Below are 25176 nucleotides of genomic sequence, written 5' to 3' on the forward strand. Positions count from 1 at the left end.
ACCCGGCGGTAACGAGTTTCCTTTACGCTCTGCAAACCATAAGGCCCAACGCGTTTCGGTTGTGAGGTTCACAAGGGCCTGGCGAGTAGAGCGTCATGTTGCGTTTCAAGTTCCTGGCCTCGGCTGTTCCCCTGTTGGCGGCTGCGGTGTTCGCCCGCACCGAGATCGGATCGGTTTCGCATCCCTGCATCGCGCTGGGCGAAACATCGGTCGAGCTCACCTCCCTGTTCTGGACCGCCGGCGTCCACGTCGCCTTCACCGACGATCCTGCGCGGGCCACGGTGCGGGTCCAGATCACCGACGATGCCGACGCTGCGGACTTCGCCGTCGTCGACGACGGCCTCGGCTCCGAGCCGGACTCCTGCCAGGCCAATCCGTCGACCCGCCTGGTCTCGATTGCCGCGCAGCCGGTCGATGGCGGCCAGGTGATCTATCTCTCCAGCGAAGGACCGGCGGATTACCGCATCTATGTGCGCTCGAAGACGTTCTCGCATCAGGAGGCGGCGGCGCTGATCGTCGGCGCCCGCGGCGGCCATGGCCGCTTCCAGGCGGCTTCGCTTTGAACCGTTAACACCTCGTCAACCCTGTTTGGAGGCAGCGCCAAAACCTCAAGCTGTTCGCAAGGTCGGCGGGTCATCGTCGCACGCGGCGGCGGGGGTTTCAGGCAAGGGTCGGTTGCGATGGGTCGGACGTTCCGGATCAAGGTGCGCATGCGCCGCTTCAGGCGGCAGCATCCCAGGCTAGCCTTCGCGATCCGCTCCTTCATGATCTTCTCGGCGACGTTCGGCGGCGCCTATGGTTTCGTGTCCGGCAGCAGGTCCGAGAATTCCGGCTACGATCCCCATGCCTTTGCGATCGGCGCGAGCTTCCTGTTCGCGCTCGCCTGCCTCGGCCTTGCGACGCTGAGCATACGCCTGCGCTTCGTGGGCAAGCGGCTGCGGACGCTCGCCGCCCACAATGAGGCGTTGATCGACCGCAATTGGGAGCTGAAGGAAGCGGAAGAGCGCGCCCGCAGCCTGTTCGAGCAGCAGGGCGACCTCATCGTGCTGCGCGACACAGAGGGCCGCATCACCTTTGCCAACGAGGCCTATTGCCTACTTGCAGCACAGGCGCGGAGCGCGCTGGTCGGCACGCGCTTCGATTTCGACGTGCTGGAGCAGGGCGACAGTACCCGCGAGAGCAGCGGCACGCGCATCCACGACCAGAAGATCGCAACCCCGCTCGGCGCGCGCTGGATCGCCTGGCGCGAGGGCTATGTCCGCCTCGATGCCGGCCAGCCCGCCGAATTGCAGAGCGTGGGACGCGACGTCACCGACCGGACCGAGACCGAACGCGCATTGTCCGACGCGCGCGACCAGGCCGATGCCGCCAACCGCGCCAAATCGCGCTTCCTCGCGATGGCCTCGCACGAGATCCGCACGCCGCTGAACGGCATCATCGGCATGGGCGGCCTCCTGCTCGACACCACTCTGACGCCGGAGCAGGCGACCTATGCCAGGGCGGTGAAAACCTCGGGCGAAGCCTTGATGGCGCTGATCGAGGAACTGCTCGACTATTCCAAGATCGAGGCCGGCAAGCTCGACCTCGATCAACGCCCCTTCGCGCTCTCGACCCTGGTCGAGGAGATCACCGAGCTGCTGGCGCCGCGCGCGCAGGCGAAGACGCTCGAGATCGCCGCCTATGTCGACGAGCGCCTGCCGCTGGAAGTGGTCGGCGACGCCGCGCGACTGCGCCAGGTGCTGCTGAACCTCGCCGGCAACGCCATCAAGTTCACAAGCAATGGCGGCGTCGCGCTGATCGTCGAGCCCGGCATCTGGCCGAACGAGATCAGCTTCCTGGTCCGCGATACCGGCATCGGCATTGCAGCCGAAGCACAGCAGCGCATCTTCCGCGAGTTCGAGCAGGCCGACGAGCGCGTCGCCCGCACCTATGGCGGCACCGGGCTCGGCCTTGCCATCAGCGAGCGCATCGTCAAGCGCATGGGCGGCCGGATCACGCTCACGAGCGAGCCGGGCAAGGGCTCGACCTTCGAGGTCGCCGTGCCGCTTCCGCCATCGCGAGCCAGCGCCGGGCAGACTGCATTTCCGAGCCCCGATCTCACCGGCAAGTCGATGCTCCTCGTCGCCGACGGCATCGAGGCCTCGTTGATCGCGCGGCGTCTCGAGCGCTGGGGCGGCCAGACCTGCCTGGTTGCGGACGCGGCGGTCGCCGAAGCACTGCTGCCGGAACGCTCATGGCACGCGGTGCTGATCGATCGCGCGATCGGTCCTGCCATCGCCGACCATCTGGGTGACGCCGCCCGCGCACATGCGTTGCAGCGCCTCGTGCTGCTGACGTCGAGCTCGCGCCACGAGAAGCTGTCGCCGGCCTTCACCGGGTTTCTGGTCAAGCCGCTGCGCGCGGCCTCGCTCGCCGCACGCCTCGCCCTGACGCCGGAGATCGCCTCGCCCGATCTCGCGCCGGAGCCGTCGGCTGCATCCGCTCGCACAGCACCGGCGAAGGGCCTGTCGATCCTCGTCGCCGAAGACAACGAGATCAATGCCCTGTTGATGCGCTCGCTGCTGACCAAGCTCGGCCATCGCGTCGTCATCGCCGTCCACGGCGAGGCCGCGCTGGAATCCTGGCTCGCCGCCTCATCCGCCGGCACGCCCTACGATCTCGTGCTGATGGACATCCAGATGCCGCAGCTCGACGGCATCGAGGCGACAAAACGCATCCGCGCGCAAGAGGCCGCCACCGGCGGTCACCACACGCCGATCCTGGCGCTGACCGCCAACACGCTGGTGGAGGATCGCTATGCCTGTTTCGAGGCGGGCATGAACGGATTTCTGATCAAGCCGCTCGATCGGGAGAAGCTCGAGGAGGCACTGGCCGAGCTGGGCCGCGTCCCTGCATCTGACAGTCCCGAACCTCACGGGAACCTCCTTCGGCCGACAATCGGTAATTGAAATCGGCCGCGTTGCGCGTCACCATCCTCATGAACGCCCGGCGTCAGCTCAGCGACAAGGGCAGGGAGGCGGCGCGCCATATCGCGAGAACAGTCACGGACCTCGCGGCCCGGGCTGCCGGCAACCAGCATCGCCGAGTGCTCGCGTGACGGGGCGATGGGCCGCCACGGATTGCCGCTCCGCCACGATGTTGTGCTACGGACGTCGTCTGACGAACGAGTAAAGAGCTGGCGAACACGTGAGAGCATCGGAAGACCGTTCATTCCTCATCCTGCTTGGCGCGATCTCCGTTGCGTTCGCCTGGGTGCTTTGGCCGTTCTCCGGCGCATTGTTGTGGGCCACGCTGCTGGCCATCATCTTCGCCCCATTCTATCGATGGGTCCTGAAATCCTTCCCGGGAAAGCCCAACCTTGCCGCATTGGTCACCGTCGTCGTGGTGGTCGTGATGGTCCTGATCCCCGTGGCGATCGTGATCGCTTCGCTCGTCGACCAGGGCGGGGAGCTGTATCAGCGCGTTCAGAGCGGGGAGATCAGCCTCACTCATCCCCTGCAGCAGCTGAAATCCGCGCTGCCCGACTGGGCTACGTCCCTCTTGGATCGCCTGGCCGGCATCGATCTTTCGTCCCTGAAGGAACGCCTGTCGGGTCTGGTCGTCCCTGCCGGCCAACAGCTGGCCGGGCATGCGCTCAACATCGGTCAGGTGACGCTGGAGTTCGTCGCAAGCCTGCTCGTGATGTTGTACCTGCTGTTCTTCCTGCTGCGCGACGGCGAAGAGCTCAACGCCCGCGTTCGGGACGCACTCCCGCTGCGCCCGAGCCACACCGCCGAAATTCTCGATGTGTTCACCCTGGCGGTTCGCGGGACGATCAAGGGAATCGTTCTCGTCGCCCTGATTCAGGGGGCGCTTGGCGGGCTCATCTTCTGGCTGCTCGGCCTGACGGCGCCGCTGCTGGCGGGCGCGCTCATGGCGCTGGTCTCGCTGCTGCCCGTGCTCGGCTCCGCCCTGGCTTGGGTTCCGGTCGCACTCTATTTGCTTGTGGCAGGCGCAGTCACGAAGGGCCTGATCCTGCTCGCTTTCGGCACCTTCGTGATTGGGCTTGCGGACAATTTTCTCCGCCCGATCCTGGTCGGCCAGTCGATCCAGATGCCAAGCTATGTCGTGCTGCTTGCCACCTTGGGCGGCCTTGCGACCTTCGGAGCGAACGGCTTTGTCATCGGCCCGCTCGTCGCCGCGATGTTTCTGACGACGTGGCACATCTTCGTCGTCTCGAAGGCGCAACAGGGAGCCCGAAAATGATCGTCATTCCGAGCCTGGAGTGGGCGATGGGCACCAGCCGGGCCTGGGATCCGGCCGACCCGGAACGTTATGCAGCATAGGCAATAAAGCGCGGCGCAGACAGCTTGTCCGGCGTCGCCTGGCTTCCCCGGAAGATGGTGTCAGCCCGCGCCGTGCGCTTGCAGTGCGGGCACACGAAGAGATGCGCGATGATCGGGGTCGGCTCGTCCGCGAGCAGTTCCGAGCGGAACCACTTCATCTCGATATGGCAGTCCGAGCAGACCGGTGCTTCCAGCTGCTCCGCGGCGTTTCTGAGACGATCAACCATGGGGCCTCCTCGCGTTCTCGAAGGCCATAACGGAATACCCTTCGTTGGTCTGCAACGAAAGATACTCAGTCTGAAGAATGAGCTAAGGCCCGGATTTAACTCGGGCCCACGTCCATCGGCGCGATTACAGCCGCCTGAGCGCCACGCTCTCCACTGCGTGATCTGCGCCCTTCTTCAGGATGAGCGTCGCGCGCGGACGGGTCGGCAAGATATTGTCTTCGAGATTGGCGAGGTTGGTGCGCTCCCAAATCGCAGTGGCAGTAGCCGTGGCTTCCTCGTCCGACAACAGCGCGTAGCGGTGGAAATAGGACTTTGGATCTGTGAATGCGGTGTCGCGGAGCGCCAGGAAGCGCTTGATGTACCATTGCCGCAGCGCCGCTTCGTCGGCGTCGATATAGACCGAGAAATCGAAAAAGTCGGAAACCACGGGCACTGCCTTGCCGTCGCGCGGCAGCTTGCCGGTTTGCAGCACGTTGACACCCTCGACGATCAGGATGTCGGGCTGGTCGATCTCGGACCATTCGTTCGGCACGATGTCGTAGGTCAAGTGTGAATATACGGGCGAACGCACATGGCGGCGGCCGGACTTGATGTCGGAGAGGAAGCTCAGCAGCAGCGGCAGGTCGTAGCTCTCCGGAAAGCCCTTCTTCTGCAGGATGCCCTGTTGTTCGAGCAGGGCCTTCGGGTAAAGAAAACCGTCGGTCGTGATCAGGTCGACCTTCGGACGCGGCGACCAGCGCGCCAGCAGCGCCTGGAGCACGCGGGCCGTGGTGGACTTTCCGACCGCGACCGAACCGGCGACGCCGATGATATAGGGCACCTTGCGGTCGCGGATGTTGAGGAACTGGCGCTCCGCGTAATACAGCCGCTGCATCGCATCGACGTAGATCGACAACAGGCGCGACAGCGGAAGATAAATGTCCTCGACCTCCTGCAGGTCGAGGCGATCGTGCAGCGAGCGCAGCCGGTCGAACTCGCCAGGCTCCAGCGTCATCGGCGTATCGTCGCGCAGGCGCGCCCATTCCTCGCGCGTATAAACGCGGTACGGATTATATTGCTGCTCCGGTGCGCGGATATCCATGACGCGACCTCTCCACCTCGGCTAGTTGCCGCCCTTGCGCGACGCCTTCTCTTCCAGCCCTGACATATTCGTCCGCTTGTCCAGCGCGGCTTCGACCTCTTCCAGCTTTACGCCGCGGGCCTTGAGCAGCACAAGGAAATGATAGAGCAGATCGGCGCTTTCAGCGATCAGATGCGCGCGATCGTTTTCGACTGCAGCGATTACGGTTTCGACTGCTTCCTCGCCGAACTTCTTGGCGCAATGTTCGGCGCCCTTGTCGAGAAGCTTGCGGGTATAGGACGCTTCGCCACCGGAAGCCGCGCGGGCGTCGATGGTCTCGGCCAGATCATGGATCGTGAAACGCGGCATCGGACTTACTCAGAAACACGCTTGGCAACACATTTGGCCACGGCGGCCATTCCCGTCTGCCAATGTAGCATTGTTATGAACCGGAGTCGTCAGGCATCCAGGCGCATCGGCAGCCCGCGCCGCGCCATGTGCTCCTTGGCTTCGCGAATGGTGAATTCCCCGAAGTGGAAGATCGAGGCGGCCAGCACGGCGGTGGCGTGCCCGTCGCGGATACCGTCGACGAGATGGTCGAGATTGCCGACGCCGCCCGAGGCGATCACCGGAACGGGAATGCTGTCGGCGATCGCACGGGTCAGCGGAATGTCGAAACCTTGCCGGGTGCCGTCGCGGTCCATCGAGGTGAGCAGGATTTCACCGGCGCCGAGCGCGACCACTTCCTGGGCATATTCGATGGCATCGATACCGGTGGAATTGCGGCCGCCATGGGTAAAAATCTCCCAGCGGTCGCCGCCCGGGCGCTTCACCCGCTTGGCATCGATCGCCACCACCACGCATTGCTCGCCGAATTTTTCGGCAGCTTCCTTGACGAACTCGCGCCGCGCCACCGCGGCGCTGTTGATCGAGACCTTGTCGGCGCCGGCGCGCAGCAGCGTCTTGATGTCGTTGACCTCGCGCACGCCGCCGCCGACGGTGACCGGCATGAAGCAGGCCTCGGCCGTGCGCCGGACCACGTCCAGCATGATGCCGCGGTTCTCATGGGTCGCGGTGATGTCGAGGAAGGTGAGTTCGTCGGCGCCGGCGGCGTCATAGGCGATCGCGGCTTCGACGGGATCGCCGGCATCGCGCAGGTCGACGAAGTTGACGCCTTTGACGACGCGGCCGTCCTTGACGTCGAGGCAGGGGATCACGCGCACCTTGAACATGGGTCAGCTCCTAGGCGCGCGCGTTGCGGATCAAGGTGAGGGCGGCGGCGGGATCGAGCCGGCCGTCGTAGAGCGCACGGCCGGCGATCGCGCCGGCGAGCTTCCTGGCGCGTGGCGTCAGCATCGCCTTGACGTCCTCGATCGAAGCGAGGCCGCCGGAAGCGATCACGGGAATGGAGATGGCGTCGGCCAGCGCAATCGTCGCATCGAGGTTCAGGCCCTTGAGCAGGCCGTCCCGCGCGATGTCGGTGAAGATGATGGCGGCAACGCCGGCATCCTCGAAACGCTTTGCGATTTCCAGCACCGTGACCTGCGAGGTCTCGGCCCAGCCTTCGACCGCGACCTTGCCGTCCCGGGCATCGAGCCCGACCGCGACGCGGCCGGGGAATTGCTTCGCCGCAGCCTTCACCAGCTCGGGATCGCGCACCGCGGCGGTGCCGATGATGACGCGGGTGATGCCCTTGTCGAGCCAGGCTGCGACGGTCTTGAGATCGCGAATGCCGCCACCGAGCTGCACCGGGATCTTGATCGTCTTCAGCATCGCCTCGACAGCCTCGGCATTCACCGGCTTGCCGGCGAAGGCACCGTCGAGATCGACGACGTGGAGATACTCAAAGCCCTGCTCGGCAAAGCTCTGCGCCTGGGCTGCGGGATTGAGATTGAAAACGGTCGCGCGCGCCATGTCGCCTTGCTCGAGGCGCACGCACTGGCCGTTCTTGAGATCGATCGCGGGGAAGAGAATCACGGTTTCCATCGCAAGAAGTTCGAGATCAGGGCCAGCCCGAAGCGCTGGCTCTTCTCGGGGTGGAATTGGGTCCCGATGGCGGTGTCCTTCGCGACGATCGCGGTGACGGGCCCACCGTAATCGGCGCGGGCGAGCACGTCCGCCTCGCTGGCGGGGTTGAGATGATAGGAGTGCACGAAATAAGCGTGCTGGCCCCCGGGGCCGAGCGGCAGCTTGTTCAGCACCGGATGCTCCCTGAGCACCTCGAGCGTATTCCAGCCCATGTGCGGGATCTTCAGGGTTTCATCGCGCGGCGTGATCTTCTCGACGTCGCCGCCGATCCAGTTCAGGCCTTCGGTGATGACGTGCTCCTTGCCGCGGCTCGCCATCAGCTGCATGCCGACGCAGATGCCGAAGAACGGCCGCGCCTTGACGCGCACCGCTTCGTTGATCGCCTCGACCATGCCGTTGACGGCATCCAGCCCGCGCCGGCAATCGGCGAAGGCGCCGACGCCCGGCAGCACCAGGCGGTCGGCGCTGTAGGCCTGGTCCGGATCGCTGGTGACGAAGACCTTTTGCGGGCTCTCCAGGCTGCGCGCGGCGCGCTCGAAGGCCTTGGCCGCGGAATGCAGATTGCCGGAACCGTAATCGATGATGGCGACGCTCATCTTGACCCTCCCGGTTCTGGAAACAATCCAATGATGCCGCCGGCCGGAATCGGCGGCGGGTTCGAGAACTGCTGACCCGGCACGCCGCGGGTCGGCGGCGGACCGCCGCGATCGACGGCCCATTGATCGCCAGCGATGCCCTGCTGCTTCTGGCTCCAGCGCTCGAAGAAGCGGCGCTCGGCCGTGTCATGGTCGTCGGCGACGACGATGTCGAGCTGCCGCCACTTGCCGCGCGACAATGTCCAGCGTCGCAGGCTGGAGGCCTCGAGCCCCGTCAACAGCGCGACGACGATGTCGGCGAAGAAGATCGAGCTCCGGCCGAGACCCAGGCTGGAGAGGCCGGCATGGAATGCCGCCATGAAGACCAGCCAGCCGATCAGCACCAGCCACAGCCGATTCCACAGCAGCCAGAGCGGACCGAAGATCATCGCCCAGAAATGGAAGCCGTCGCGCACGAAGACGAATTTGTCGGTCGCGCGCAGATCGGCTCCGGCAGGGTAGGGAGCATGGACTGTGTAGACAGGCATGGCGATGCCCCGTTCCTAGGAATTCAGTGATGCCGCCGGCGGCGTTCGCCGCAAGACGGAGATGTCAGCCGCCGAGCGAGCCCTTGGTGGACGGGATTTCGCCCGCCGCCTTCGGATCGATCGCAACGGCGGTGCGCAGCGCCCGCGCCAGACCCTTGAAGCAGGACTCGGCGATATGGTGGCTGTTATCGCCATATAGGGTCTCGACGTGGAGAGTCACGCCGGCGTTCATGGCGAAGGCCTGGAACCATTCGCGCACCAGCTCGGTGTCGAACTCGCCGATCTTGTCACGGGGAAAGTCGGCCTTGAACACCAGGAACGGGCGGCCCGAGATGTCGATGACCACGCGCGACAGCGTCTCGTCCATGGGCATGTGCACGCCGGCATAGCGGGTGATACCCGCCATGTTGCCGAGCGCCTGCTTGACCGCCTGGCCAAGCGCAATGCCGGTGTCTTCGGTGGTATGGTGATAATCAATGTGCAGATCGCCCACCGCCTTGACCGTGAGGTCGATGCGGGAATGGCGGGCGAGAAGATCGAGCATATGGTCGAAAAAGCCGATGCCGGTCGCGATATTGGCCGCGCCGGTGCCATCGAGGTTCACGGTGACCTCGATGTCGGTTTCCTTGGTCTTGCGCTTGATCGTCGCGGTGCGCATTGAAAGCTGGCTTTCATCCTGGCTTGGAGCCGAAAACGGCGGTCTTTTAACAGCCAAATGACGCCTTCGCTACTGCGGGAACGGCTGGCCGGGGCCCTACTTCTGCCTATGGTGAGCGAAATTGGGCCCGGAGCGGCCCGTTGTGCGCCCAGCCCTGACCGCCTAAATCAGGCCGGACAACGAGGGTCACTCATGCAGGCTTCCCAGAACAGCTCGCCTCACTGGCACGGCACCACGATCTTGACGGTCCGCAAGGGCGGCAAGGTGGTGGTCGGCGGCGACGGCCAGGTCTCGATCGGCCAGACCGTGATCAAGTCCAACGCCAAAAAGGTCCGCAAGCTCGGCAAGGGCGATGTGATCGGCGGCTTCGCCGGCGCCACGGCCGACGCCTTCACCCTGTTTGAGCGACTGGAGGCCAAACTCGAGCAATATCCGGGGCAGCTGACCCGGGCCGCGGTCGAGCTCGCCAAGGACTGGCGCACCGACCGGTATCTGCGGCGTCTGGAGGCCATGATGATCGTGGCCGACAAGGACGTCTCCCTGGTGCTGACGGGCACCGGCGACGTGCTCGAGCCCGAGGCCGGCGTGATGGCGATCGGCTCCGGCGGCAACTACGCTTTGGCCGCGGCGCGCGCCCTGCTCGACACCGACAAGGACGCCGAGACCATCGTCCGCCGCTCCCTCGACATCGCCGCCGACATCTGCGTCTACACCAACCGGAATGTGACCATCGAGAGCCTGGCGAGCGGGTAGGGCTTTGCGGCTGAACGGCCGAGCTCCGGACTGGCTGCAACCTCGCCCGCTTGCGGGAGAGGTCGCGCCAAAGGCGCGGGTGAGGGCTCTTTCCTCTGGGAGGCTATCCCGTTGCCGAGACACCCTCCCCCCGACCCTCTCCCGCAAGCGGGCGAGGGGGCGCAGCACCGCCGTGGTAACTAAATGGCCACCACCTACACCTTCCACCCGATGAGCACGGCCGACCTGCCGCTGATCCGGCGCTGGCTGGGCGAGGCCCATGTGCGGGAGTGGTGGGGCGATCCGGATGAGCAGTTTGCACTCGTCAGCGGCGATCTCGACGAGCCAGCGATGGACCAGTTCATCGTATTGGCCGGCGACAAGCCCTTCGGCTATCTTCAGTGCTACCGCCTGACCGCCTGGAATACGGGCTTCGGGCCGCAACCGGAGGGCACGCGTGGGATCGACCTGTTCATCGGCGCCGGCGACATGATCGCGCGCGGCCACGGCTCGGCGTTCATTCGCCAATTCGTCGATGAACGTTTTCGGCATGCTCTGCCGCGCATGGTCACCGATCCGGACCCGCTGAACCTGCGCGCGATACGCGCTTACGAGAAGGCGGGATTCATCCGCGACCGCATGGTCGAGACGCCGGACGGTCCGGCACTGCTGATGGTGCGCGAACCGTGACGCTGGTGCAGACGAGCGACAGCAAGGTCGCGGTCCCGCCGCTCGCCTGGGCCGGCATCGCGCTGCTGCTGCTGGCACTACAGGCCTCGATCCTGTTCGCGATGGGGCGGGTGCCGATCTGCACCTGCGGCACCATCAAGCTCTGGCATGGCGTGGTGAACAGCTCGGAGAATTCCCAGCAGATCGCCGACTGGTACAGCTTTTCGCACGTGCTGCACGGCTTCCTGTTCTACGGCCTGACCTGGTTGCTGTTCGCAAGGCTGCCGTTCCTGCCTTTGTCTTTTCGAAGTTTGTCCTGGCCGGCCCGGCTGATCATCGCCATGCTGATCGAAGGCGCCTGGGAGATCGTCGAGAACTCGCCCTTCATCATCGAGCGCTACCGCGCGGGCACGATCTCGCTGGATTATTACGGCGACAGCATCGTCAATTCAGTCTCGGACAATCTGGCCATGATCCTGGGGTTCCTTGCTGCCCGCATGCTGCCCGTCACCGCGACCGTCCTGCTCGGACTCGCCTTCGAGATCATGCTGGCGCTCCACATTCGCGACAATCTGACGCTCAATATCCTGATGCTGATCCATCCGCTCGAGGCCGTGAAACAATGGCAATCCGGCCCGCCGATCATCTGACGATCGAAAAAAGCGGCTTGTCCCGGCCCGCATCTGACCCTAGCTAAGGTGCCATGACAGACTTCTCCCCCCGCGAAATCGTTTCCGAACTCGACCGTTTCATCGTCGGCCAGGACGACGCCAAGCGCGCCGTCTCGATCGCGCTGCGCAACCGCTGGCGCCGGCAACAGCTCGACGGCTCCTTGCGCGAAGAGGTGCTGCCGAAGAACATTTTGATGATCGGCCCCACCGGCGTCGGCAAGACGGAAATCGCGCGGAGGCTTGCCAAGCTTGCGAATGCGCCGTTCCTGAAGGTGGAAGCGACGAAGTTCACCGAGGTCGGCTATGTCGGCCGCGACGTCGAGCAGATCGTGCGCGATCTCGTCGAGGTCGCGATCGCGCAGGTGCGCGAGAGGAAGCGCAAGGACGTGCAGGCGCGCGCGCAGCTCGCCGCCGAGGAGCGCGTGCTCGACGCGCTGGTCGGCGCCAATGCGAGCTCCGCCACGCGGGAATCGTTCCGCAAAAAGCTGCGCGCCGGCGAATTGAACGACAAGGAAATCGAGATCGAGACGCAGTCGTCCGGCGGCGGCATGCCGATGTTCGAGATCCCGGGCATGCCGGGCGCGCAGATGGGCGCGATCTCGATCGGCGACATCTTCGGCAAGCTGGGCGGCCGCAGCAAGACGCGGCGGCTGACAGTCGAGAGCTCGCATGAGATCCTCGTCAACGAGGAATCCGACAAGCTCTTGGACACCGAGCAGCTGACGCTGGAAGCGATCAGCGCGGTCGAGAACAACGGCATCGTGTTCCTGGACGAGATCGACAAGATCTGCGCCCGCGACGGCCGCGTCGGCGGCGACGTCTCGCGCGAGGGCGTGCAGCGCGATCTCCTGCCGCTGATCGAAGGCACCACGGTCTCGACCAAGCACGGCGCGGTGAAGACCGACCACATCCTGTTCATCGCCTCCGGCGCCTTCCACGTCGCAAAACCATCCGACCTGCTGCCGGAACTACAGGGCCGCCTGCCGATCCGCGTCGAGCTGCAGGCCCTGACCCGCGACGACATGCGCCGCATCCTGACCGAGCCCGAGGCCTCGCTGATCAAGCAATATGTCGCCCTGATGCAGACCGAGGGCGTGACGCTCGACATCACCGACGGCGCCATCGATGCGCTGGCCGACATTGCGGTCGCCGTCAATTCCACCGTCGAGAACATCGGCGCCCGGCGGCTCCAGACCGTGATGGAGCGGGTGCTGGACGAGATCTCCTTCACCGCCCCGGACCGCAACGGCGAGACCATCCGGCTCGATGCGGACTACGTGCAAAAGCACATCGGCGACCTCGCCAAGAACGCGGATCTGAGCCGGTTCATTTTGTAATTCGGGGCGGTCACGCTATTGATGCGGCGTGACCGTACGAATCCTGCAAAACCCCTGGCGCCTCCTGCTCGCGATCAACGTCGTCGTCCTCGTCGGCGTGTTCATTCACAAGATCCAGCTGCCGCCTTACGTCCCTTACATCCACCTCCTCGTCGACTATCATTTCGGCTTCATCAAGCGCGCGCTGATCGGGGCAGCCGTCGCGCTATTCACGGCGAAGGTGCCGGTCTGGCTGGTGTTCGCGCTCGGCGGAGCGACCTGGCTGGTGACGCTCGGGCTTTATGCAAAACTGTTTCAGAAGACGTTCGGCTTCACCGCAAGAACGCTGCCGCTGTTCGTCTTCACCGCAGGCTCGCCGTTCTTCCTCAAGAACTTCATGCACACGCTCGGCCATTTCGATATCTATGGCTGCGCGCTGGCGATCGTGCTGCTGCTGATGCCGGCGGGCTCGCTGCTGTTCGTTGCCACGGCCGCGCTGTTCTCGATCGTGCTGGTGCTGATCCATCACATTCATCTCTTGATGTATGTGCCGACGATCATCGCCATCGTCGCGATCAGGCATTACCTGACCTACGGCAGCAGCCGCAGCAACGTCGCTTTCGGCGCCGTTGCCTTGCTTATCGTCTCCGCGCTGTTCTTTGCGGCGCAATTCCTGGGAACGATGCCGATCCCTGAGGCGGATTTCGTCGCGTATCTGAAGAGCCGGATGGCCGACCCGTCGCGCACCGACTTGCTGCAATTCGCCTACATCTGGTACCAGCCGCTGGCGAAGGAGGTTGCCGACACCTGGGGCCGCCTGCCGCACAACATTCTCGGCGTGCCCGTGTTCGTACTGCTGATCTGGCTGCATACGCCGCTGTGGCGCTATCTCGCGCGCCTGATCGGCGCGCTCGTGAGCGAGATGCACAAGCGGCTCGTCATCGCAGCGCTGATCGGCATCAGCCTCGCTTATCTCGTGATGTTCGCGATGGTGTTCGACTATTCACGCTGGATCTCGAACTGGGCGGTCTGCATGTTCCTGATCCTGCATGCGGTGAAGATGCTGCCGGCAAAGCAGGAAGCTGCGCTGATTCCGACGGAGGACCGGAAGACGAATATCTTCGGGGTGATACTCACGCTGATCCCGCGTGTCGGAATCATTCGTCCGTTTTAGAAGGTGCGCTCCCTCTCCCGCACGCGTTGGGGCCACTAACCTCGCGCCCGCCTGATCCGGACATACAGCGCGCCCTCGCCGCCGTGGCCGATATGCGCGGTCTCGAAGCCGACGACGAAGGTGCGGAATTCGGGCAGGCTGAGCCACTCCGGCACCTGGCGGCGGAGCACGCCGCTCTCGCCGCCGCTGCGGCCCTTGCCGGTGATGACGAGCACGAAGGTCAGGCCGTCCTGATGGGCGCGGTGCAGGAAACCGGCCAGCGCGCGATGGGCGCGAGTCTGGGTCATGCCGTGCAGATCGAGCCGTGCCTCGATCTCGCTGCGGCCGCGCGAGAGCTTTGTCCGCTCGCGCTTGCCGAGCGGCGCCAAGGGCGGGACAGTCGGCCTGGCGACACGAGGCGCCGGTGCAGCGGCAACCGGCCTTGCCGGTGGCGAAGGCCTGGTCACCTGGGTCCCGGACGAAGACTCGGCGCGCGGGGTGGCATGCGCCTTCGCCACGCGATGCTTCCGCAGCGGCTTGACCTGTTTCGAAACGAGGTCCCACAGCTCGCGCTCCTCCTCGCTCAGCGCGCGGCGGCGCGGCGAGGGGCGAGGCTCCAGCACGGGCGGACGGGACGATCGTTTCATTGCTGGCGATGAGGACGATTCTTCACCGGTCGACGCGGCTCCGAGGCGGGCTCGATCGCGGGACGCGGCACCGGTAGCGGAACGGGATCGGCGATGGCGACCGTTTCGTTCTTGCCTTGCGCCGCGGCGGCAACAGGCGTGCCCGTCTTGGCCGGACCGGTTTGCGGAAACAGCTTTGCGATCTTCTCCGAGGGCCTGGGGTCCGGTATCGGCAGCTTCGCGGCGCGCGGGGCAGGATCGAGGCTCTTCGGCACCAGCATCACGAAATGCATGGGGTGGCGCAGCCGCCCGGAGATGCGGCCTGCTTCCTGGCCAGCCCCGAAAAACAGATCGGCACGCGCAGGCCCGATGATGGCCGAGCCGGTGTCCTGCGCGATCATCAGCCGGTGGAACGGCGTCTTGGCGCGCTCTGACTCGATCGGCAGCTCGCCCTCGATGAAGAATGGCGTGCCGTAGACATGCAGCGATTTGTCGACCGCGATCGAGCGTCCGGCCGTCAGCGGAATGCCCTGCGCACCCACCGCCTCGTCCTTGTCGGAGAGGTTGACCTCGCGGAAGAAGATGTAGGCGCGGTTCTGCCGGCGCAGCTCCTTGGCGCCGTCAGGGTTTTGCGCCATCCACTCCCTGATCTTCTGCATCGACATCTCCTCTTTCGGGATGATGCCGCGCTCGATCAGGATGCGACCGACGGCCGTGTAGGGATAGCCGTTATAGGCGTCGTAATTGAGCCGAACCGTGCCGCCGTCCTCGAACTTGATCCGCGCCGAGCCCTGGATCTGGGCGAACAAGAGTTCGGTCGGGTCCTTCAGCCAGGCAATCTCCAGCCCGCGGCCGGCGATCTTGCCGTCCTCGATCTCGCCACGGTCATAATAGGGCACCAGCTTGCGGCGGCCGATCTTGCGATAGACCGGGCCCTTGTTGGGCAGGCTGACCGAATCCTGCTTGTAGCCGCGCACGAACAGATTCGAGGGACGGCGATAGATCGGCACGTTGTAGACGTCGGTCTGCGTGCGCGATCCCTCCAGCACCGGCTCGTAATAGCCGGTGACGAAACCATCGGGCTCGCCGAGGCGCGAGATCCGCAGCGGCGCAAAGTTCTCCTCGAAGAAGGTCTTCGCTTTGGCATCGTCGGAGAGATCGAGCGTTTTGGCAGACCGGCAAGGCTCGCTCAGCGAGGCGCCCAAAGCCTTGGATTCGACCTTGGGTTCGGCCGCGCCGTTCTGCGCATTGATCGACCGGCAGCTGGCGCGGAAGGTCTTGTAGGCGGCGAGATGATCGTCGTCGCCCCAACCCTTCACGTCCGCCCAGGGCAGCGGCAGATATTGCGCGCCTGAGATCTCGAACGGCAGGGAGAGCTGCGGATAGGGCAAGGCCCGCGGCGGAGCGGCAGGTACTTGCGGCAGATGATGGCGATGGCTGCGATGGTGGCGCCGCGCCGCCTCGGCGCCGAGGGAAAACGACGACAGCACGACGGCACCTGCGCAAAGCGCCGTCGCGCCGGTCTTCAGGAAAGTCTTAATTCGCGCTTCCGGTGCCAACCAGCTTCCAGTTCGGATCGCGAGAGGAGGTGTCGCGGGCGAAGGTCCAGATGTCGGTGATGTCGGCGACCGTGTCGGCGCTGCCGTCGACGATGTTGCCGGCCTTGTCGCGGGTGGCCGAGATCATCTGCGAAACGAAGCGCACAGTGAGCTGGGCGGTGCGGTCGCGCTGCTCGGCGCCGACGAGCTCGGCCTTGTCGATCGAGACGAAGCGCGTCTCGGTCTTCTGCTCGTTCTTCTCGCGTTCCCTGATCGCGGCGTCGAAGCTCTCATAGACCTCCGACGACAACAGGTCGCGCAGCGCGCGGCGGTCGCCATTGGCGAAGGCCAGCACGATCATCTCGTAGGCGCCGCGGGCGCCCGACAGGAAATGGCGCGGGTCGAAGCTGGAATCCTTCTCGACGATGGCGTCGAGGCCCTGCGCCAGCGCAGTGCCCGGCTCTGCCAGCTCCTTCCAGCGATCGGAGGGCGCGGTCGGCTCGGCCGTCGGCGCCAGCGGGGCCTGGTCGATGACCTTGCCCGGCATGGTCACGACGTTGTTGTCCTGGGCACCCCCCAGCGCATTGCGGGCGGCGGTCCGATCGAACGGCGGCCGCTCGTTGCCCGTGCGCTGCCCCAGCACGCTGCGCAGTCTCAAGAAGATGAAGACTGCCAGCGCCAGGAATATGATGGTGTAGATGTCCACGTCGTATTCGCTTTCTGGTCTTTTCAGGGGTCGTTGCCGGGAAAATCAATCCGGCCAGTAGACCGTTCCTTTCGGAAACGGCAAGTCTACATCACCATTCTGGATCCACATCAGGTCCGTGGGATGTAGGCACGAAATCTTGCCCGGCCAATGGCGCCTTTTGGCACAGCGTCGAGTGTAGCGCGTTTTATGCTTAAGGGGAAACCCGTTCCTGCCCGGAAATCGCGCATCTTCAATCGTTTAAGGCGCAATTTCGCGGAAAAGGCAGGATGAACGTCCAAGGCGCGGGCGCGGCCCTGATCCCCGATCCGGGACCGTTCGTCCTTGTGGAACGAGGCGGCCCTATGTTAGCCAACCGCCGCGAAATTCAGCCCCAATCGGGTAAGGAGAGACTTTCATGACCAACGGTAACGGCACCCCTCCCGAGGCGGCCCAGGCTCCCCAGCTCAACGTGCTGGCGCAATATACCAAGGACCTCTCGTTCGAAAATCCCAACGCGCCGAGCTCGCTCCAGCAGCAGGGCCAGCCGCCGCAGATCAACATTCAGATCAATGTCAGCGCCAACAACCTCAGCGAACAGGAGTTCGAGGTGACGTTGTCGGTCGAGGGCAAGGCCGAGACTGCAGGTAAGATGATGTTTTCGTTCGAGCTCGCCTATGCCGGCGTGTTCCGGATCGTCAACGTGCCCAAGGAGAACCTGCACCCGCTGGTCATGATCGAGTGTCCGCGTCTCTTGTTCCCGTTCGCGCGCGAGATCATCGCGACCGCAGTGCGCGACGGCGGGTTCCCGCCCCTGATGCTGGATCCGGTCGACTTCGTCGGTCTTTATCGCCAGAATATGGAGCGGCAAATGGCCGCTCAGGGACAAGCCGGTCAGGCCTGACCCGCCGCCGCTGCGGCTGGAGCGGGCAGGTACTCGTTCCAGATCGCCTTGTCGCCCATCGTCGCGATGAAGGCCCGATGGGCCTCGCGCTCGGCCTCCGAAATCCGCGGCGCAAGCGGCTGCAAACGCTGCCGCCGCGGCGCATCGCCGGTCGCACTGACGCGAAGCTCCTGGGTGTCCGAAGCCAGCAGCAGTTGCGACTGCCGCGCCCCGACCAGATCGACATAGACCTCAGCCAGCAGCTCGGCGTCCAGCAGCGCGCCGTGCTTGGTGCGGCGTGAATTGTCGATGGCGTAGCGCGAGCAGAGATCGTCGAGCCGGTTGGACACGCCGGGATGCTTGCGACGCGCCAGCAACAGCGTATCGACCAGCCGTTCGCGCGGGATCGCCGCGCGCTTGATCTTGTCGAGCTCGGCATTGATGAAGCCGATGTCGAACGAGGCGTTGTGGATCACCAGCGGCGCATCACCGATGAACTCCAGAAACGCATCGGCGACCTCGTGGAACAGCGGCTTGGTCGACAGGAATTCGGCCGACAGCCCGTGCACCGCAAAGGCTTCCGCCGGCATGTCCCGTTCAGGGTTGATATAGACGTGATACGTCTGCCCCGTCGGCATGCGATTGAGGATCTCGACGCAGCCGATTTCGACCAGACGATCGCCGCGAAGCGGATCGAGGCCGGTGGTTTCGGTGTCGAGGACGATTTCGCGCATGATCGGGAGGCCGTGTGAGACGGCGAATCAGGCTCGCCGCTGCGGCATCTTAACGACCTCGGCCAGGATGTGCTTGATTTGAGCGCGCACCGGCTCAAGTCCGTGTGAGGTATCCACCACGAAATCGGCCCGCTTGCGCTTCTCGGCATCGGGCGTCTGCTTGGCGATGATGGCATCGAGCTTCGCCTCGTCCATCGTGCCGCGCGCCAGCACCCGCTCGCGCTGCAGCTCCGGCGACGTCGACACCACGACCACCGCGTCGACCCGCTTCTCGCCGCCGGTCTCGAACAGCAGCGGAATGTCCAGCACAACCACCGGCGCCTTGGCGGCCTCGGCGTCGGCAAAGAACTTTTGCCGGGAGGCGCCGAGCATCGGATGAACGATCTGCTCGAGCTGCTTGATCGCGGCAGGATCATGCACGACGCGCGCCGACAGTTTTTGCCGGTCGACCTTGCCGTTCACGGTGGTGCCGGGGAAGGCGGCCTCGATCGCGGGGGCAGCTTCACCCTCATAGAGCTGATGCACGGCGGCGTCGGCATCGTAGACAGGGACGCCGGCCTCCGCGAACAATTTCGCGGTGGTGGATTTGCCCATCCCAATCGAGCCGGTCAGTCCCAGGATCCGCATCAGCGCCCAGTCATCTCTGTCATTCACACCGCAATTAGCTGTTCACTCCGCAGGAACGCAAGCAGCGGCAGCAGCGGCAGGCCGAGAATGGTGAAATGGTCGCCCTCGATGCGCTCGAACAGATGGATGCCGAGGCCCTCGAGCTGATAGGCCCCGACGCTCCTGGTCACGGCCTCGCCGGCGGCGTCGAGATAGGCCGAGAGCTCGGCTTCACTCATTGGCCGCATGGTCATGCGCGCCACGGAAACGTAGTCGAACAGGATCCTGCCATCCTGCGCCACGGCTACGGCTGAATTCAGCTCGTGCGTCTGACCGGCGAGATCCCGCAATTGCGCCAGCGCCTGGGCGCGGCCTGCAGGCTTGTTGAAGAGACCCATCCCAAGAGCCAATGTCTGATCGGCGCCGATCACGTAGCTCCCCGGATGGCCCACCGAAACCGCCTTGGCCTTTTCTTGCGCCAGCAACAGGGCGATCTCGCGCGGATTGCTGAGATTGGAGCTCGCCTGAATGCCGCGCTCGTCGATATCGGCCGTCACGGCCTCGAATTCGAGCCCGGCATTGGCCAGCAGCATTTTGCGCGCGCTGCTTTGCGAGGCCAGGATCAACGGGGATGTGCCGCGCCACAGAGCCATGGCGGAGACTATTCCGAAGGCCGGTTGCGCTGGCGATCGCTGTAGAGCTTCATGATCGCCGCCGCGGTTTCCTCGATCGAGCGCCGCGTGACGTCCAGCAGCGGCCAGTCATGCTTGGCGCTGAGCTTGCGAGCAAACGCGACCTCCTCGGTGACCGACTGCTTGTCGGTATAGGTATCGCTGCCGGATTCGGCCCCCATTGAGAGCAGGCGATTCTGACGGATCTGGATCAGGCGTTCCGGCGTCGCGTGCAGGCTGACGACCAGCGGCCGCGTCAGCGTCTCCAATTGCGAGGGCACCGGGATGCCCGGAACCAGCGGCACGTTGGCGGTGCGGATGCCGCGATTGGCGAGATAGATCGACGTCGGCGTCTTCGAGGTGCGGGACACGCCGACCAGCACCACGTCGGCCTCGTCGAGACCTTCGACGTGCTGACCATCGTCGTGAATCATCGTGTAATTCAAGGCGTCGATGCGCTTGAAATATTCCGCGTTGAGGACGTGCTGGGCGCCGACGCGGCCCGTGGTCGCCGCGCCCAGATAGGCTTCGAACAGCTGCATCACCGGACCGATGATCGACAGGCTCGGAACGTTGATCTGCTTGCACTTGTCCTCGAGTCTCGCGACCAGATCCTTCTCGAGCAGCGTGAACAGCACGATTCCCGGCGCTTCCTCGATCTCGTCGAGCACGCGGTCGAGCTGCTTCTGACTGCGTACCAGCGGATAGACGTGCTCGACCGGCGTCACGTTGGCGTATTGGGCCGCAACTGCGCGCGCCACGGTGATGAGCGTCTCGCCCGTGGAGTCCGAGACCAGGTGCAGATGGAAATAATTGCTCGAGGTCGGCACAAAAACCCTTTGAATTTCGTTGGGGTGGTTTGTGGATTTCTGTGGAGCTTAACCCCTCGGAAAGGGATCTGCGACACCAGGGACGGGACAACGGCCGATTTTCTTCACACCGCTGCCCGTCAGAACAAGTCCGGCGCCCATCCGAGACGGAAACGGGATTACGCGGACAACCTCCTTGATAAGCTGCCGACAGAAACGCGCAAGCCCTTGTAGCCGACTGGCTTATCGGAAGTCGCCAGAGCTGTCAGGGATATGTGGATCGATGTGAACAAGCGCGCGTGAACGCGCGGACGGAATTGCGTGAGTCCAATCCACGGTCACATAGACTCAAACCTTAAGAATCTAAGATTCTAGATTTGAGGAAGGCGCTGCGGACGGATATGTGTGCGGGGTAAGGCCTTAACGAGTTCTTACTATCCCCAGCGTTCCCCGAGCTGGGCATCAATCCGGACCGCGAAAATGTTCGAAGACGTCTATCTCTGGATCAAGGCGCTGCATGTGATTGCCGTCATCTCCTGGATGGCCGGCATGCTCTATCTGCCACGTCTGTTCGTCTATCATTGCGAGGCCGAAATCGGCTCGAAGCAGTCCGAGACGTTCAAGATCATGGAGCGTCGGCTGCTCAAGGCGATCATCAATCCCGCCATGATCGTTACTTGGCTCGCCGGGCTCTATCTCGCCTGGTCCGGCCATTGGTTCACGTTCGGCTGGCTGCACGTAAAACTGGCACTGGTCCTGGTGCTGTCCGCGGTCCACGGCTTTTTTTCACGCTGGCTGAAGGATTTCGCCGCCGACCGGCGCCCGCGCAGCCAGAAATTCTATCGGATTATCAATGAGGTGCCGACCGTCCTGATGATTCTCATCGTCATCATGGTGATCGTGAAGCCGTTCTAGGCAGGTCGCGCGACGATTAGCTCAGCGCTTCGGCTTGCGGAGTGGGGGGCGATTTTCTATATTGTCGATATCCCACCCAACGCAGGCGGATGTGGTTGTGTCCGAGCTTTCCAGAGGCCGGACACCGCATCAGGTTTGAAGCCTCCACCGGCACTTAACCTTGCCAGACCTGCGGACCTTACCTGCACCTGCTCGCGTCCGCATTTCAGAGCCTCCTCGCACCCCCTCTTTTTCAGGTTACCCCACAGGACCACCCCAATGCGGGAAATTAAACTTCAGGACCTCAAGTCGAAAACCCCGGCCGAGCTCGTCTCGTTCGCGGAAGAGCATGGGGTCGAGAATGCCAGCACCATGCGCAAGCAGGAGCTGCTGTTTGCCATCCTCAAGCAGCTTGCGATAGCCGAGACCGACATCGTCGGCGAAGGCGTCGTCGAGGTGCTCTCCGACGGCTTCGGTTTTCTCCGCTCGCCCGATGCGAATTATCTGCCGGGCCCGGATGACATCTACGTTTCGCCCTCGCAGATCCGCCGTTTCGGCCTGCGCACCGGCGACACCATCGAAGGCCATATCCGCAGCCCGAAAGAGGGCGAACGCTACTTTGCGCTGCTGAAGGTCAACACGCTCAACTTCGAGGACCCGGAAAAGGCCAAGCACAAGGTCAATTTCGACAACCTCACGCCGCTGTTTCCGAACCAGCGTTTCCGCATGGAGATCGACGATCCGACGCGGAAGGACCTTTCTGCACGCGTGATCGACATCGTCGCCCCAATCGGCAAGGGCCAGCGCGCCTTGATCGTGGCGCCGCCGCGCACCGGTAAGACCGTTCTGATGCAGAACATCGCGCACTCGATCACGCACAATCACCCCGAATGCTATCTGATCGTGCTCTTGATCGACGAGCGTCCGGAAGAAGTCACGGACATGCAGCGCTCGGTGAAGGGCGAGGTGGTGTCCTCGACCTTCGACGAGCCCGCAGTGCGCCACGTCCAGGTCGCCGAGATGGTGATCGAAAAAGCCAAGCGCCTGGTCGAGCACGGCCGCGACGTCGTGATCCTGCTCGATTCGATCACCCGCCTCGGCCGCGCCTACAACACCGTCGTGCCCTCATCCGGCAAGGTGCTGACCGGCGGTGTCGACGCCAACGCGCTGCAGCGCCCGAAGCGCTTCTTCGGTGCCGCCCGTAACATCGAGGAGGGCGGCTCGCTGACCATCATCGCGACCGCGCTGGTCGATACCGGCAGCCGCATGGACGAAGTCATCTTCGAAGAGTTCAAGGGCACAGGTAACTCGGAATTGATCCTGGACCGCAAGGTCTCGGACAAGCGCACCTTCCCGGCGATCGACATCTCGCGCTCCGGTACCCGCAAGGAGGAACTCATCACCGATCCGCAGGTGCTGAAGAAGATGTACGTGCTCCGCCGCATCCTCAATCCGATGGGCACGATGGACGCGATCGACTTCCTGCTCGACAAGCTGCGCTCGACCAAGAGCAATTCGGAGTTCTTCGACTCCATGAACACCTGAGTGCACTGCAGCAAGAATTGGGGGCGCCTTCGGGCGCCCTTTTTTGTGCGGCTTTGCTGCAGCGGAGGTGCAGCATGAAGGGACTGGCTCGCCACCTCGCCTCGGTTTCCTCTAATTTGTTGATATTTAAAAATAATACTAGAAATTTGCTCGGCCTAGCCTCCGTGCGAGCAGACACTCCTGCAGCAAAAATGCGGTGGTTATGTTGCATTGCAGTAAGGTCGTCGCTGCGAGATCTGGTGCAGCAAAATCCCGCCGTTGACTGGCTAAAAACGGATGTTTGCCTTTTCGCCGGGAGCCGGACAAATAGGCCATGCATCCGCGAGACCAGACCATTTTTGCGCTGTCATCCGGGCGGGCGCCCAGCGCGATCGCCGTGGTGCGCGTGTCGGGCTCGCAGGCCAGCCTGGTACTGACGAGGCTCGCGGGCCGGCTGCCGGCACCGCGACAGGCGAGCCGCCGGCTGCTCCGGGACGGCGCGGGCCAGCCGATCGACGATGCGATCGTGCTCTGGTTTCCAGGACCGGGCAGCGCGACCGGCGAGGACATCGTCGAATTTCACGTCCATGGCGGTCGGGCGGTGCTGGCGGCGCTCCTCGCCGCGATTTCAGATATTCCGAATACACGCGCGGCCGAGCCCGGCGAGTTCACCCGGCGCGCCTTCGAGAACGGCAAGCTCGACCTGACCGAGGCCGAGGGCCTCGACGACCTCATCCACGCCGACACCGACCGGCAGCGTCGCCAGGCGCTGCGCCAGTTGCAGGGCCTGCTCGGCGACCGCGCGCGCGACTGGCGCGAGCGCATCATCGGGGCGTCCGCGCTGATCGAGGCCGGCATCGATTTTTCCGATGAAGGCGATGTGCCGGCGGAGCTGAGGGCGCCGGCGGTGAAAGCGATCAAAACGCTTCACGACGAAATTGCAAAAGTCCTTGCAGCGCAGGGACATTCTGAACGCCTGCGCGATGGCCTCGTGGTTGCGATCGCGGGCGAGCCGAATGTCGGCAAGTCGACGCTGATGAATCAGCTGGCGCGCCGCGAGGTCGCGATCGTCTCGCCGTATGCTGGCACCACGCGCGACGTCATCGAGGTGCAGCTCGATCTCGACGGCTATCCCGTCACTGTCATCGACACCGCGGGCATCCGCGAGACCGACGATCCCGTGGAGCAGGAGGGCGTGCGCCGGGCGCGGGCGCGCGCCGAGGACGCTGACCTGGTGTTGTGGCTGGTCGAGGGCGGTCGGTCGGTCGAGCAGGGCGCAGGGCCGCCGCTGTGGACGCCCGGCGACGGAAACGATCGGTCCCGCGGCTCGGTCTGGATCGTGCGCAACAAGATCGACCTTGGCATTGATCCGGGCATCGATCTTGGCATCGCCCTTGGCCGGGCCGGAGGAGCCGAGCTGGCAGGCGAGTTCGGTATCTCGGCAAGCCGGGGCGATGGCATTCCCGAATTGATCGATGCGCTCGTAAAGTTCGCCGCCAATTTCTTCGGGACGACCGAGGGTGCCTTGGTGACCCGGGCCCGCCAACGCGACCTGTTGCGTCAGGCGTCAGACAGCTTGCGGCGGAGTCTGGAGCTTGTAGAAGAGGGCGAAGAGCTCGCGGCCGAAGAGCTGCGTGCTGCGGCCTACGCCTTGGGTCGCCTATTGGGCCGGGTGGACGTCGAGGATGTCCTCGGGGCCATCTTCCAGAAGTTCTGCATCGGAAAGTAGCGCTAGTTCTTCATTGTAGAACTAGCGCTTGTTCCAGTTCTTGCATTTCACGTGAAACACTGCGGGCGAGAGTTCCGATCTGCTCGCGCGGCTTGTTTCACGTGAAACAGCGGCGGCGCCTTCGCTCCATTAGACTTAATGGCCCCGCGTCAATTGATGTCGCTTCACGAGGAGTGGGCGGCCCGCGGCCGCACCTCAGTCTCGTCATTGCGAGGAGCCCTTGCGACGAAGCAATGATATGGAGATAGCGGTGCGGCAGGCTGCGCTCCAGAGCCGGGGCCCATCTATCCGCAGCTTAACCTGTAGCTCGCCGGGCCCCGGCTCCGGGCCGCAATGACGGCGAGTGATACCGATCGCGCTCTCCGACGATCGACCCAAGATCGTGGCATCACAGTCCCGCCGTTACCGGTCCGGCTCCTGGGGGCCGTTTTGTTTCACGTGAAACATGCGCTGGATCAACGCGCCTCCTACTGTGCATGGGGTTGTTTTCGCCAAAAAATGCCTCGTCCCTGGAG

26 protein-coding genes and 1 pseudogene are annotated in these 25176 nt (G+C 64.2%); 12 read left to right on the forward strand and 15 right to left on the reverse strand.

Going from position 1 to position 25176, the window contains the following annotated elements; genetic code table 11:
* Window positions 1-95: 95 nt before the first annotated feature.
* The 3 genes and pseudogenes from JQ566_RS14625 to JQ566_RS14635 all read left to right on the forward strand — a co-directional run bounded on the left by JQ566_RS14625 (window position 96) and on the right by JQ566_RS14635 (window position 4245).
* A complete protein-coding gene (locus tag JQ566_RS14625) occupies window positions 96-563 on the forward strand; it encodes a hypothetical protein (protein WP_212372952.1) in 468 nt (155 codons plus the stop codon).
* Between the two features lie 117 nt (window positions 564-680).
* Window positions 681-2904, forward strand: a pseudogene (locus JQ566_RS14630) (ATP-binding protein); the annotation flags it as partial.
* Window positions 2905-3186: 282 nt separating this feature from the next.
* Window positions 3187-4245 carry an AI-2E family transporter gene (locus JQ566_RS14635; RefSeq protein ID WP_212372953.1) on the forward strand — a complete coding sequence of 353 codons (1059 nt, stop codon included), beginning with the start codon at window positions 3187-3189 and terminating at the stop codon, window positions 4243-4245.
* 67 nt (window positions 4246-4312) lie between these two features.
* Here the strand turns inward: JQ566_RS14635 and JQ566_RS14640 are convergent, their stop codons facing one another.
* The 8 genes from JQ566_RS14640 to hisB all read right to left on the reverse strand — a co-directional run bounded on the left by JQ566_RS14640 (window position 4313) and on the right by hisB (window position 9421).
* On the reverse strand, window positions 4313-4552 hold the full coding sequence (locus JQ566_RS14640; protein WP_212372954.1) for a hypothetical protein: 240 nt from the start codon (window positions 4550-4552) through the stop codon (window positions 4313-4315).
* Window positions 4553-4676: 124 nt separating this feature from the next.
* The gene (coaA, locus tag JQ566_RS14645) at window positions 4677-5633 is read right to left on the reverse strand and encodes a type I pantothenate kinase (protein ID WP_212372956.1); all 957 of its coding nucleotides are present in this window, start codon (window positions 5631-5633) and stop codon (window positions 4677-4679) included.
* A 21-nt stretch (window positions 5634-5654) separates the two neighbouring features.
* A complete protein-coding gene (locus JQ566_RS14650; protein ID WP_100233258.1) occupies window positions 5655-5981 on the reverse strand; it encodes a phosphoribosyl-ATP diphosphatase in 327 nt (108 codons plus the stop codon).
* A gap of 89 nt (window positions 5982-6070) precedes the next feature.
* The gene (hisF, locus tag JQ566_RS14655; RefSeq protein WP_131870592.1) at window positions 6071-6844 is read right to left on the reverse strand and encodes an imidazole glycerol phosphate synthase subunit HisF; all 774 of its coding nucleotides are present in this window, start codon (window positions 6842-6844) and stop codon (window positions 6071-6073) included.
* 10 nt (window positions 6845-6854) lie between these two features.
* A complete protein-coding gene (hisA, locus tag JQ566_RS14660) occupies window positions 6855-7589 on the reverse strand; it encodes a 1-(5-phosphoribosyl)-5-[(5-phosphoribosylamino)methylideneamino]imidazole-4-carboxamide isomerase (RefSeq protein ID WP_212373102.1) in 735 nt (244 codons plus the stop codon).
* On the reverse strand, window positions 7586-8236 hold the full coding sequence (hisH, locus tag JQ566_RS14665) for an imidazole glycerol phosphate synthase subunit HisH (protein ID WP_212372958.1): 651 nt from the start codon (window positions 8234-8236) through the stop codon (window positions 7586-7588). The genes hisA and hisH overlap by 4 nt, the downstream gene beginning before the upstream one ends.
* Window positions 8233-8763 carry a DUF2628 domain-containing protein gene (locus tag JQ566_RS14670; RefSeq protein WP_212372960.1) on the reverse strand — a complete coding sequence of 177 codons (531 nt, stop codon included), beginning with the start codon at window positions 8761-8763 and terminating at the stop codon, window positions 8233-8235. The genes hisH and JQ566_RS14670 overlap by 4 nt, the downstream gene beginning before the upstream one ends.
* Window positions 8764-8827: 64 nt before the next feature.
* Entirely contained in the window at window positions 8828-9421 is a 594-nt protein-coding gene (gene hisB, locus JQ566_RS14675) for an imidazoleglycerol-phosphate dehydratase HisB (protein ID WP_212372962.1), read from the reverse strand.
* A 192-nt stretch (window positions 9422-9613) separates the two neighbouring features.
* On the opposite strand from hisB, the gene hslV reads away from it, so the two are divergent.
* The 5 genes from hslV (at window position 9614) to JQ566_RS14700 (ending at window position 13983) form a co-directional block, all read left to right on the forward strand.
* A complete protein-coding gene (hslV, locus tag JQ566_RS14680; protein WP_212372964.1) occupies window positions 9614-10174 on the forward strand; it encodes an ATP-dependent protease subunit HslV in 561 nt (186 codons plus the stop codon).
* 183 nt (window positions 10175-10357) lie between these two features.
* The gene (locus tag JQ566_RS14685) at window positions 10358-10843 is read left to right on the forward strand and encodes a GNAT family N-acetyltransferase (RefSeq protein ID WP_212372966.1); all 486 of its coding nucleotides are present in this window, start codon (window positions 10358-10360) and stop codon (window positions 10841-10843) included.
* Window positions 10840-11472, forward strand: coding sequence for a DUF2585 domain-containing protein (locus JQ566_RS14690; RefSeq protein WP_212372968.1), 633 nt, complete (start codon window positions 10840-10842; stop codon window positions 11470-11472). Before JQ566_RS14685 ends, JQ566_RS14690 begins: the two co-directional genes overlap by 4 nt.
* A 53-nt stretch (window positions 11473-11525) precedes the next feature.
* Window positions 11526-12830 carry an ATP-dependent protease ATPase subunit HslU gene (hslU, locus tag JQ566_RS14695; protein ID WP_212372970.1) on the forward strand — a complete coding sequence of 435 codons (1305 nt, stop codon included), beginning with the start codon at window positions 11526-11528 and terminating at the stop codon, window positions 12828-12830.
* A gap of 28 nt (window positions 12831-12858) precedes the next feature.
* Window positions 12859-13983 carry a hypothetical protein gene (locus tag JQ566_RS14700; RefSeq protein WP_212372972.1) on the forward strand — a complete coding sequence of 375 codons (1125 nt, stop codon included), beginning with the start codon at window positions 12859-12861 and terminating at the stop codon, window positions 13981-13983.
* A gap of 35 nt (window positions 13984-14018) precedes the next feature.
* Here JQ566_RS14700 and JQ566_RS14705 read toward each other — a convergent pair whose 3' ends face one another.
* Genes JQ566_RS14705 through JQ566_RS14715 form a run of 3 tightly spaced genes read right to left on the reverse strand, consistent with a single transcriptional unit; the run spans window position 14019 to window position 16832 of the window.
* A complete protein-coding gene (locus JQ566_RS14705) occupies window positions 14019-14609 on the reverse strand; it encodes a Smr/MutS family protein (protein ID WP_212372974.1) in 591 nt (196 codons plus the stop codon).
* Window positions 14606-16147, reverse strand: coding sequence for a murein transglycosylase A (gene mltA, locus JQ566_RS14710; protein WP_212372975.1), 1542 nt, complete (start codon window positions 16145-16147; stop codon window positions 14606-14608). The genes JQ566_RS14705 and mltA overlap by 4 nt, the downstream gene beginning before the upstream one ends.
* A complete protein-coding gene (locus JQ566_RS14715; protein WP_212372976.1) occupies window positions 16125-16832 on the reverse strand; it encodes a Tim44/TimA family putative adaptor protein in 708 nt (235 codons plus the stop codon). Before JQ566_RS14715 ends, mltA begins: the two co-directional genes overlap by 23 nt.
* 397 nt (window positions 16833-17229) lie before the next feature.
* Here JQ566_RS14715 and secB point away from each other — a divergent pair, with 397 nt between their 5' ends.
* A complete protein-coding gene (secB, locus tag JQ566_RS14720; RefSeq protein ID WP_212372977.1) occupies window positions 17230-17715 on the forward strand; it encodes a protein-export chaperone SecB in 486 nt (161 codons plus the stop codon).
* Here the strand turns inward: secB and dnaQ are convergent.
* Genes dnaQ through JQ566_RS14740 form a run of 4 tightly spaced genes read right to left on the reverse strand, consistent with a single transcriptional unit; the run spans window position 17706 to window position 20535 of the window.
* A complete protein-coding gene (dnaQ, locus tag JQ566_RS14725) occupies window positions 17706-18428 on the reverse strand; it encodes a DNA polymerase III subunit epsilon (RefSeq protein ID WP_212372978.1) in 723 nt (240 codons plus the stop codon). The genes secB and dnaQ overlap by 10 nt on opposite strands.
* Before the next feature lie 27 nt (window positions 18429-18455).
* Window positions 18456-19055: a dephospho-CoA kinase gene (gene coaE, locus JQ566_RS14730; protein WP_212373104.1), complete on the reverse strand. Its 600-nt coding sequence runs from the start codon at window positions 19053-19055 to the stop codon at window positions 18456-18458.
* 23 nt (window positions 19056-19078) lie between these two features.
* Entirely contained in the window at window positions 19079-19687 is a 609-nt protein-coding gene (locus tag JQ566_RS14735) for a Maf family nucleotide pyrophosphatase (protein ID WP_212372979.1), read from the reverse strand.
* 8 nt (window positions 19688-19695) lie between these two features.
* Complete coding sequence (locus tag JQ566_RS14740) at window positions 19696-20535, reverse strand: pyruvate, water dikinase regulatory protein (protein WP_212372980.1); 840 nt, start codon at window positions 20533-20535, stop codon at window positions 19696-19698.
* Window positions 20536-20994: 459 nt separating this feature from the next.
* On the opposite strand from JQ566_RS14740, the gene hemJ reads away from it, so the two are divergent.
* The 3 genes from hemJ (at window position 20995) to mnmE (ending at window position 24661) form a co-directional block, all read left to right on the forward strand.
* A complete protein-coding gene (gene hemJ, locus JQ566_RS14745; protein ID WP_212372982.1) occupies window positions 20995-21429 on the forward strand; it encodes a protoporphyrinogen oxidase HemJ in 435 nt (144 codons plus the stop codon).
* Between the two features lie 258 nt (window positions 21430-21687).
* Complete coding sequence (gene rho / locus JQ566_RS14750) at window positions 21688-22953, forward strand: transcription termination factor Rho (protein WP_212372984.1); 1266 nt, start codon at window positions 21688-21690, stop codon at window positions 22951-22953.
* A gap of 313 nt (window positions 22954-23266) precedes the next feature.
* Window positions 23267-24661: a tRNA uridine-5-carboxymethylaminomethyl(34) synthesis GTPase MnmE gene (mnmE, locus tag JQ566_RS14755; RefSeq protein WP_212372986.1), complete on the forward strand. Its 1395-nt coding sequence runs from the start codon at window positions 23267-23269 to the stop codon at window positions 24659-24661.
* The last annotated feature ends 515 nt before the right edge of the window (window positions 24662-25176 follow it).

It is taken from the genome of Bradyrhizobium sp. SZCCT0231, assembly GCF_018130245.1.
In the GTDB taxonomy this organism is placed as follows: domain Bacteria; phylum Pseudomonadota; class Alphaproteobacteria; order Rhizobiales; family Xanthobacteraceae; genus Bradyrhizobium; species Bradyrhizobium japonicum_F.

Bases quoted from the DNA above. Each gene is read 5' to 3' on its own strand.
- JQ566_RS14625 (WP_212372952.1), top strand. From the start codon at position 96: ATGTTGCGTTTCAAGTTCCTGGCCTCGGCTGTTCCCCTGTTGGCGGCT.
- JQ566_RS14640 (WP_212372954.1), bottom strand. From the start codon at position 4,552: ATGGTTGATCGTCTCAGAAACGCCGCGGAGCAGCTGGAAGCACCGGTC.
- coaA (WP_212372956.1), bottom strand. From the start codon at position 5,633: ATGGATATCCGCGCACCGGAGCAGCAATATAATCCGTACCGCGTTTAT.
- JQ566_RS14650 (WP_100233258.1), bottom strand. From the start codon at position 5,981: ATGCCGCGTTTCACGATCCATGATCTGGCCGAGACCATCGACGCCCGC.
- hisF (WP_131870592.1), bottom strand. From the start codon at position 6,844: ATGTTCAAGGTGCGCGTGATCCCCTGCCTCGACGTCAAGGACGGCCGC.
- hisH (WP_212372958.1), bottom strand. From the start codon at position 8,236: ATGAGCGTCGCCATCATCGATTACGGTTCCGGCAATCTGCATTCCGCG.
- JQ566_RS14670 (WP_212372960.1), bottom strand. From the start codon at position 8,763: ATGCCTGTCTACACAGTCCATGCTCCCTACCCTGCCGGAGCCGATCTG.
- hisB (WP_212372962.1), bottom strand. From the start codon at position 9,421: ATGCGCACCGCGACGATCAAGCGCAAGACCAAGGAAACCGACATCGAG.
- hslV (WP_212372964.1), top strand. From the start codon at position 9,614: ATGCAGGCTTCCCAGAACAGCTCGCCTCACTGGCACGGCACCACGATC.
- JQ566_RS14685 (WP_212372966.1), top strand. From the start codon at position 10,358: ATGGCCACCACCTACACCTTCCACCCGATGAGCACGGCCGACCTGCCG.
- hslU (WP_212372970.1), top strand. From the start codon at position 11,526: ATGACAGACTTCTCCCCCCGCGAAATCGTTTCCGAACTCGACCGTTTC.
- JQ566_RS14705 (WP_212372974.1), bottom strand. From the start codon at position 14,609: ATGAAACGATCGTCCCGTCCGCCCGTGCTGGAGCCTCGCCCCTCGCCG.
- secB (WP_212372977.1), top strand. From the start codon at position 17,230: ATGACCAACGGTAACGGCACCCCTCCCGAGGCGGCCCAGGCTCCCCAG.
- dnaQ (WP_212372978.1), bottom strand. From the start codon at position 18,428: ATGCGCGAAATCGTCCTCGACACCGAAACCACCGGCCTCGATCCGCTT.
- coaE (WP_212373104.1), bottom strand. From the start codon at position 19,055: ATGCGGATCCTGGGACTGACCGGCTCGATTGGGATGGGCAAATCCACC.
- JQ566_RS14735 (WP_212372979.1), bottom strand. From the start codon at position 19,687: ATGGCTCTGTGGCGCGGCACATCCCCGTTGATCCTGGCCTCGCAAAGC.
- hemJ (WP_212372982.1), top strand. From the start codon at position 20,995: ATGTTCGAAGACGTCTATCTCTGGATCAAGGCGCTGCATGTGATTGCC.
- rho (WP_212372984.1), top strand. From the start codon at position 21,688: ATGCGGGAAATTAAACTTCAGGACCTCAAGTCGAAAACCCCGGCCGAG.
- mnmE (WP_212372986.1), top strand. From the start codon at position 23,267: ATGCATCCGCGAGACCAGACCATTTTTGCGCTGTCATCCGGGCGGGCG.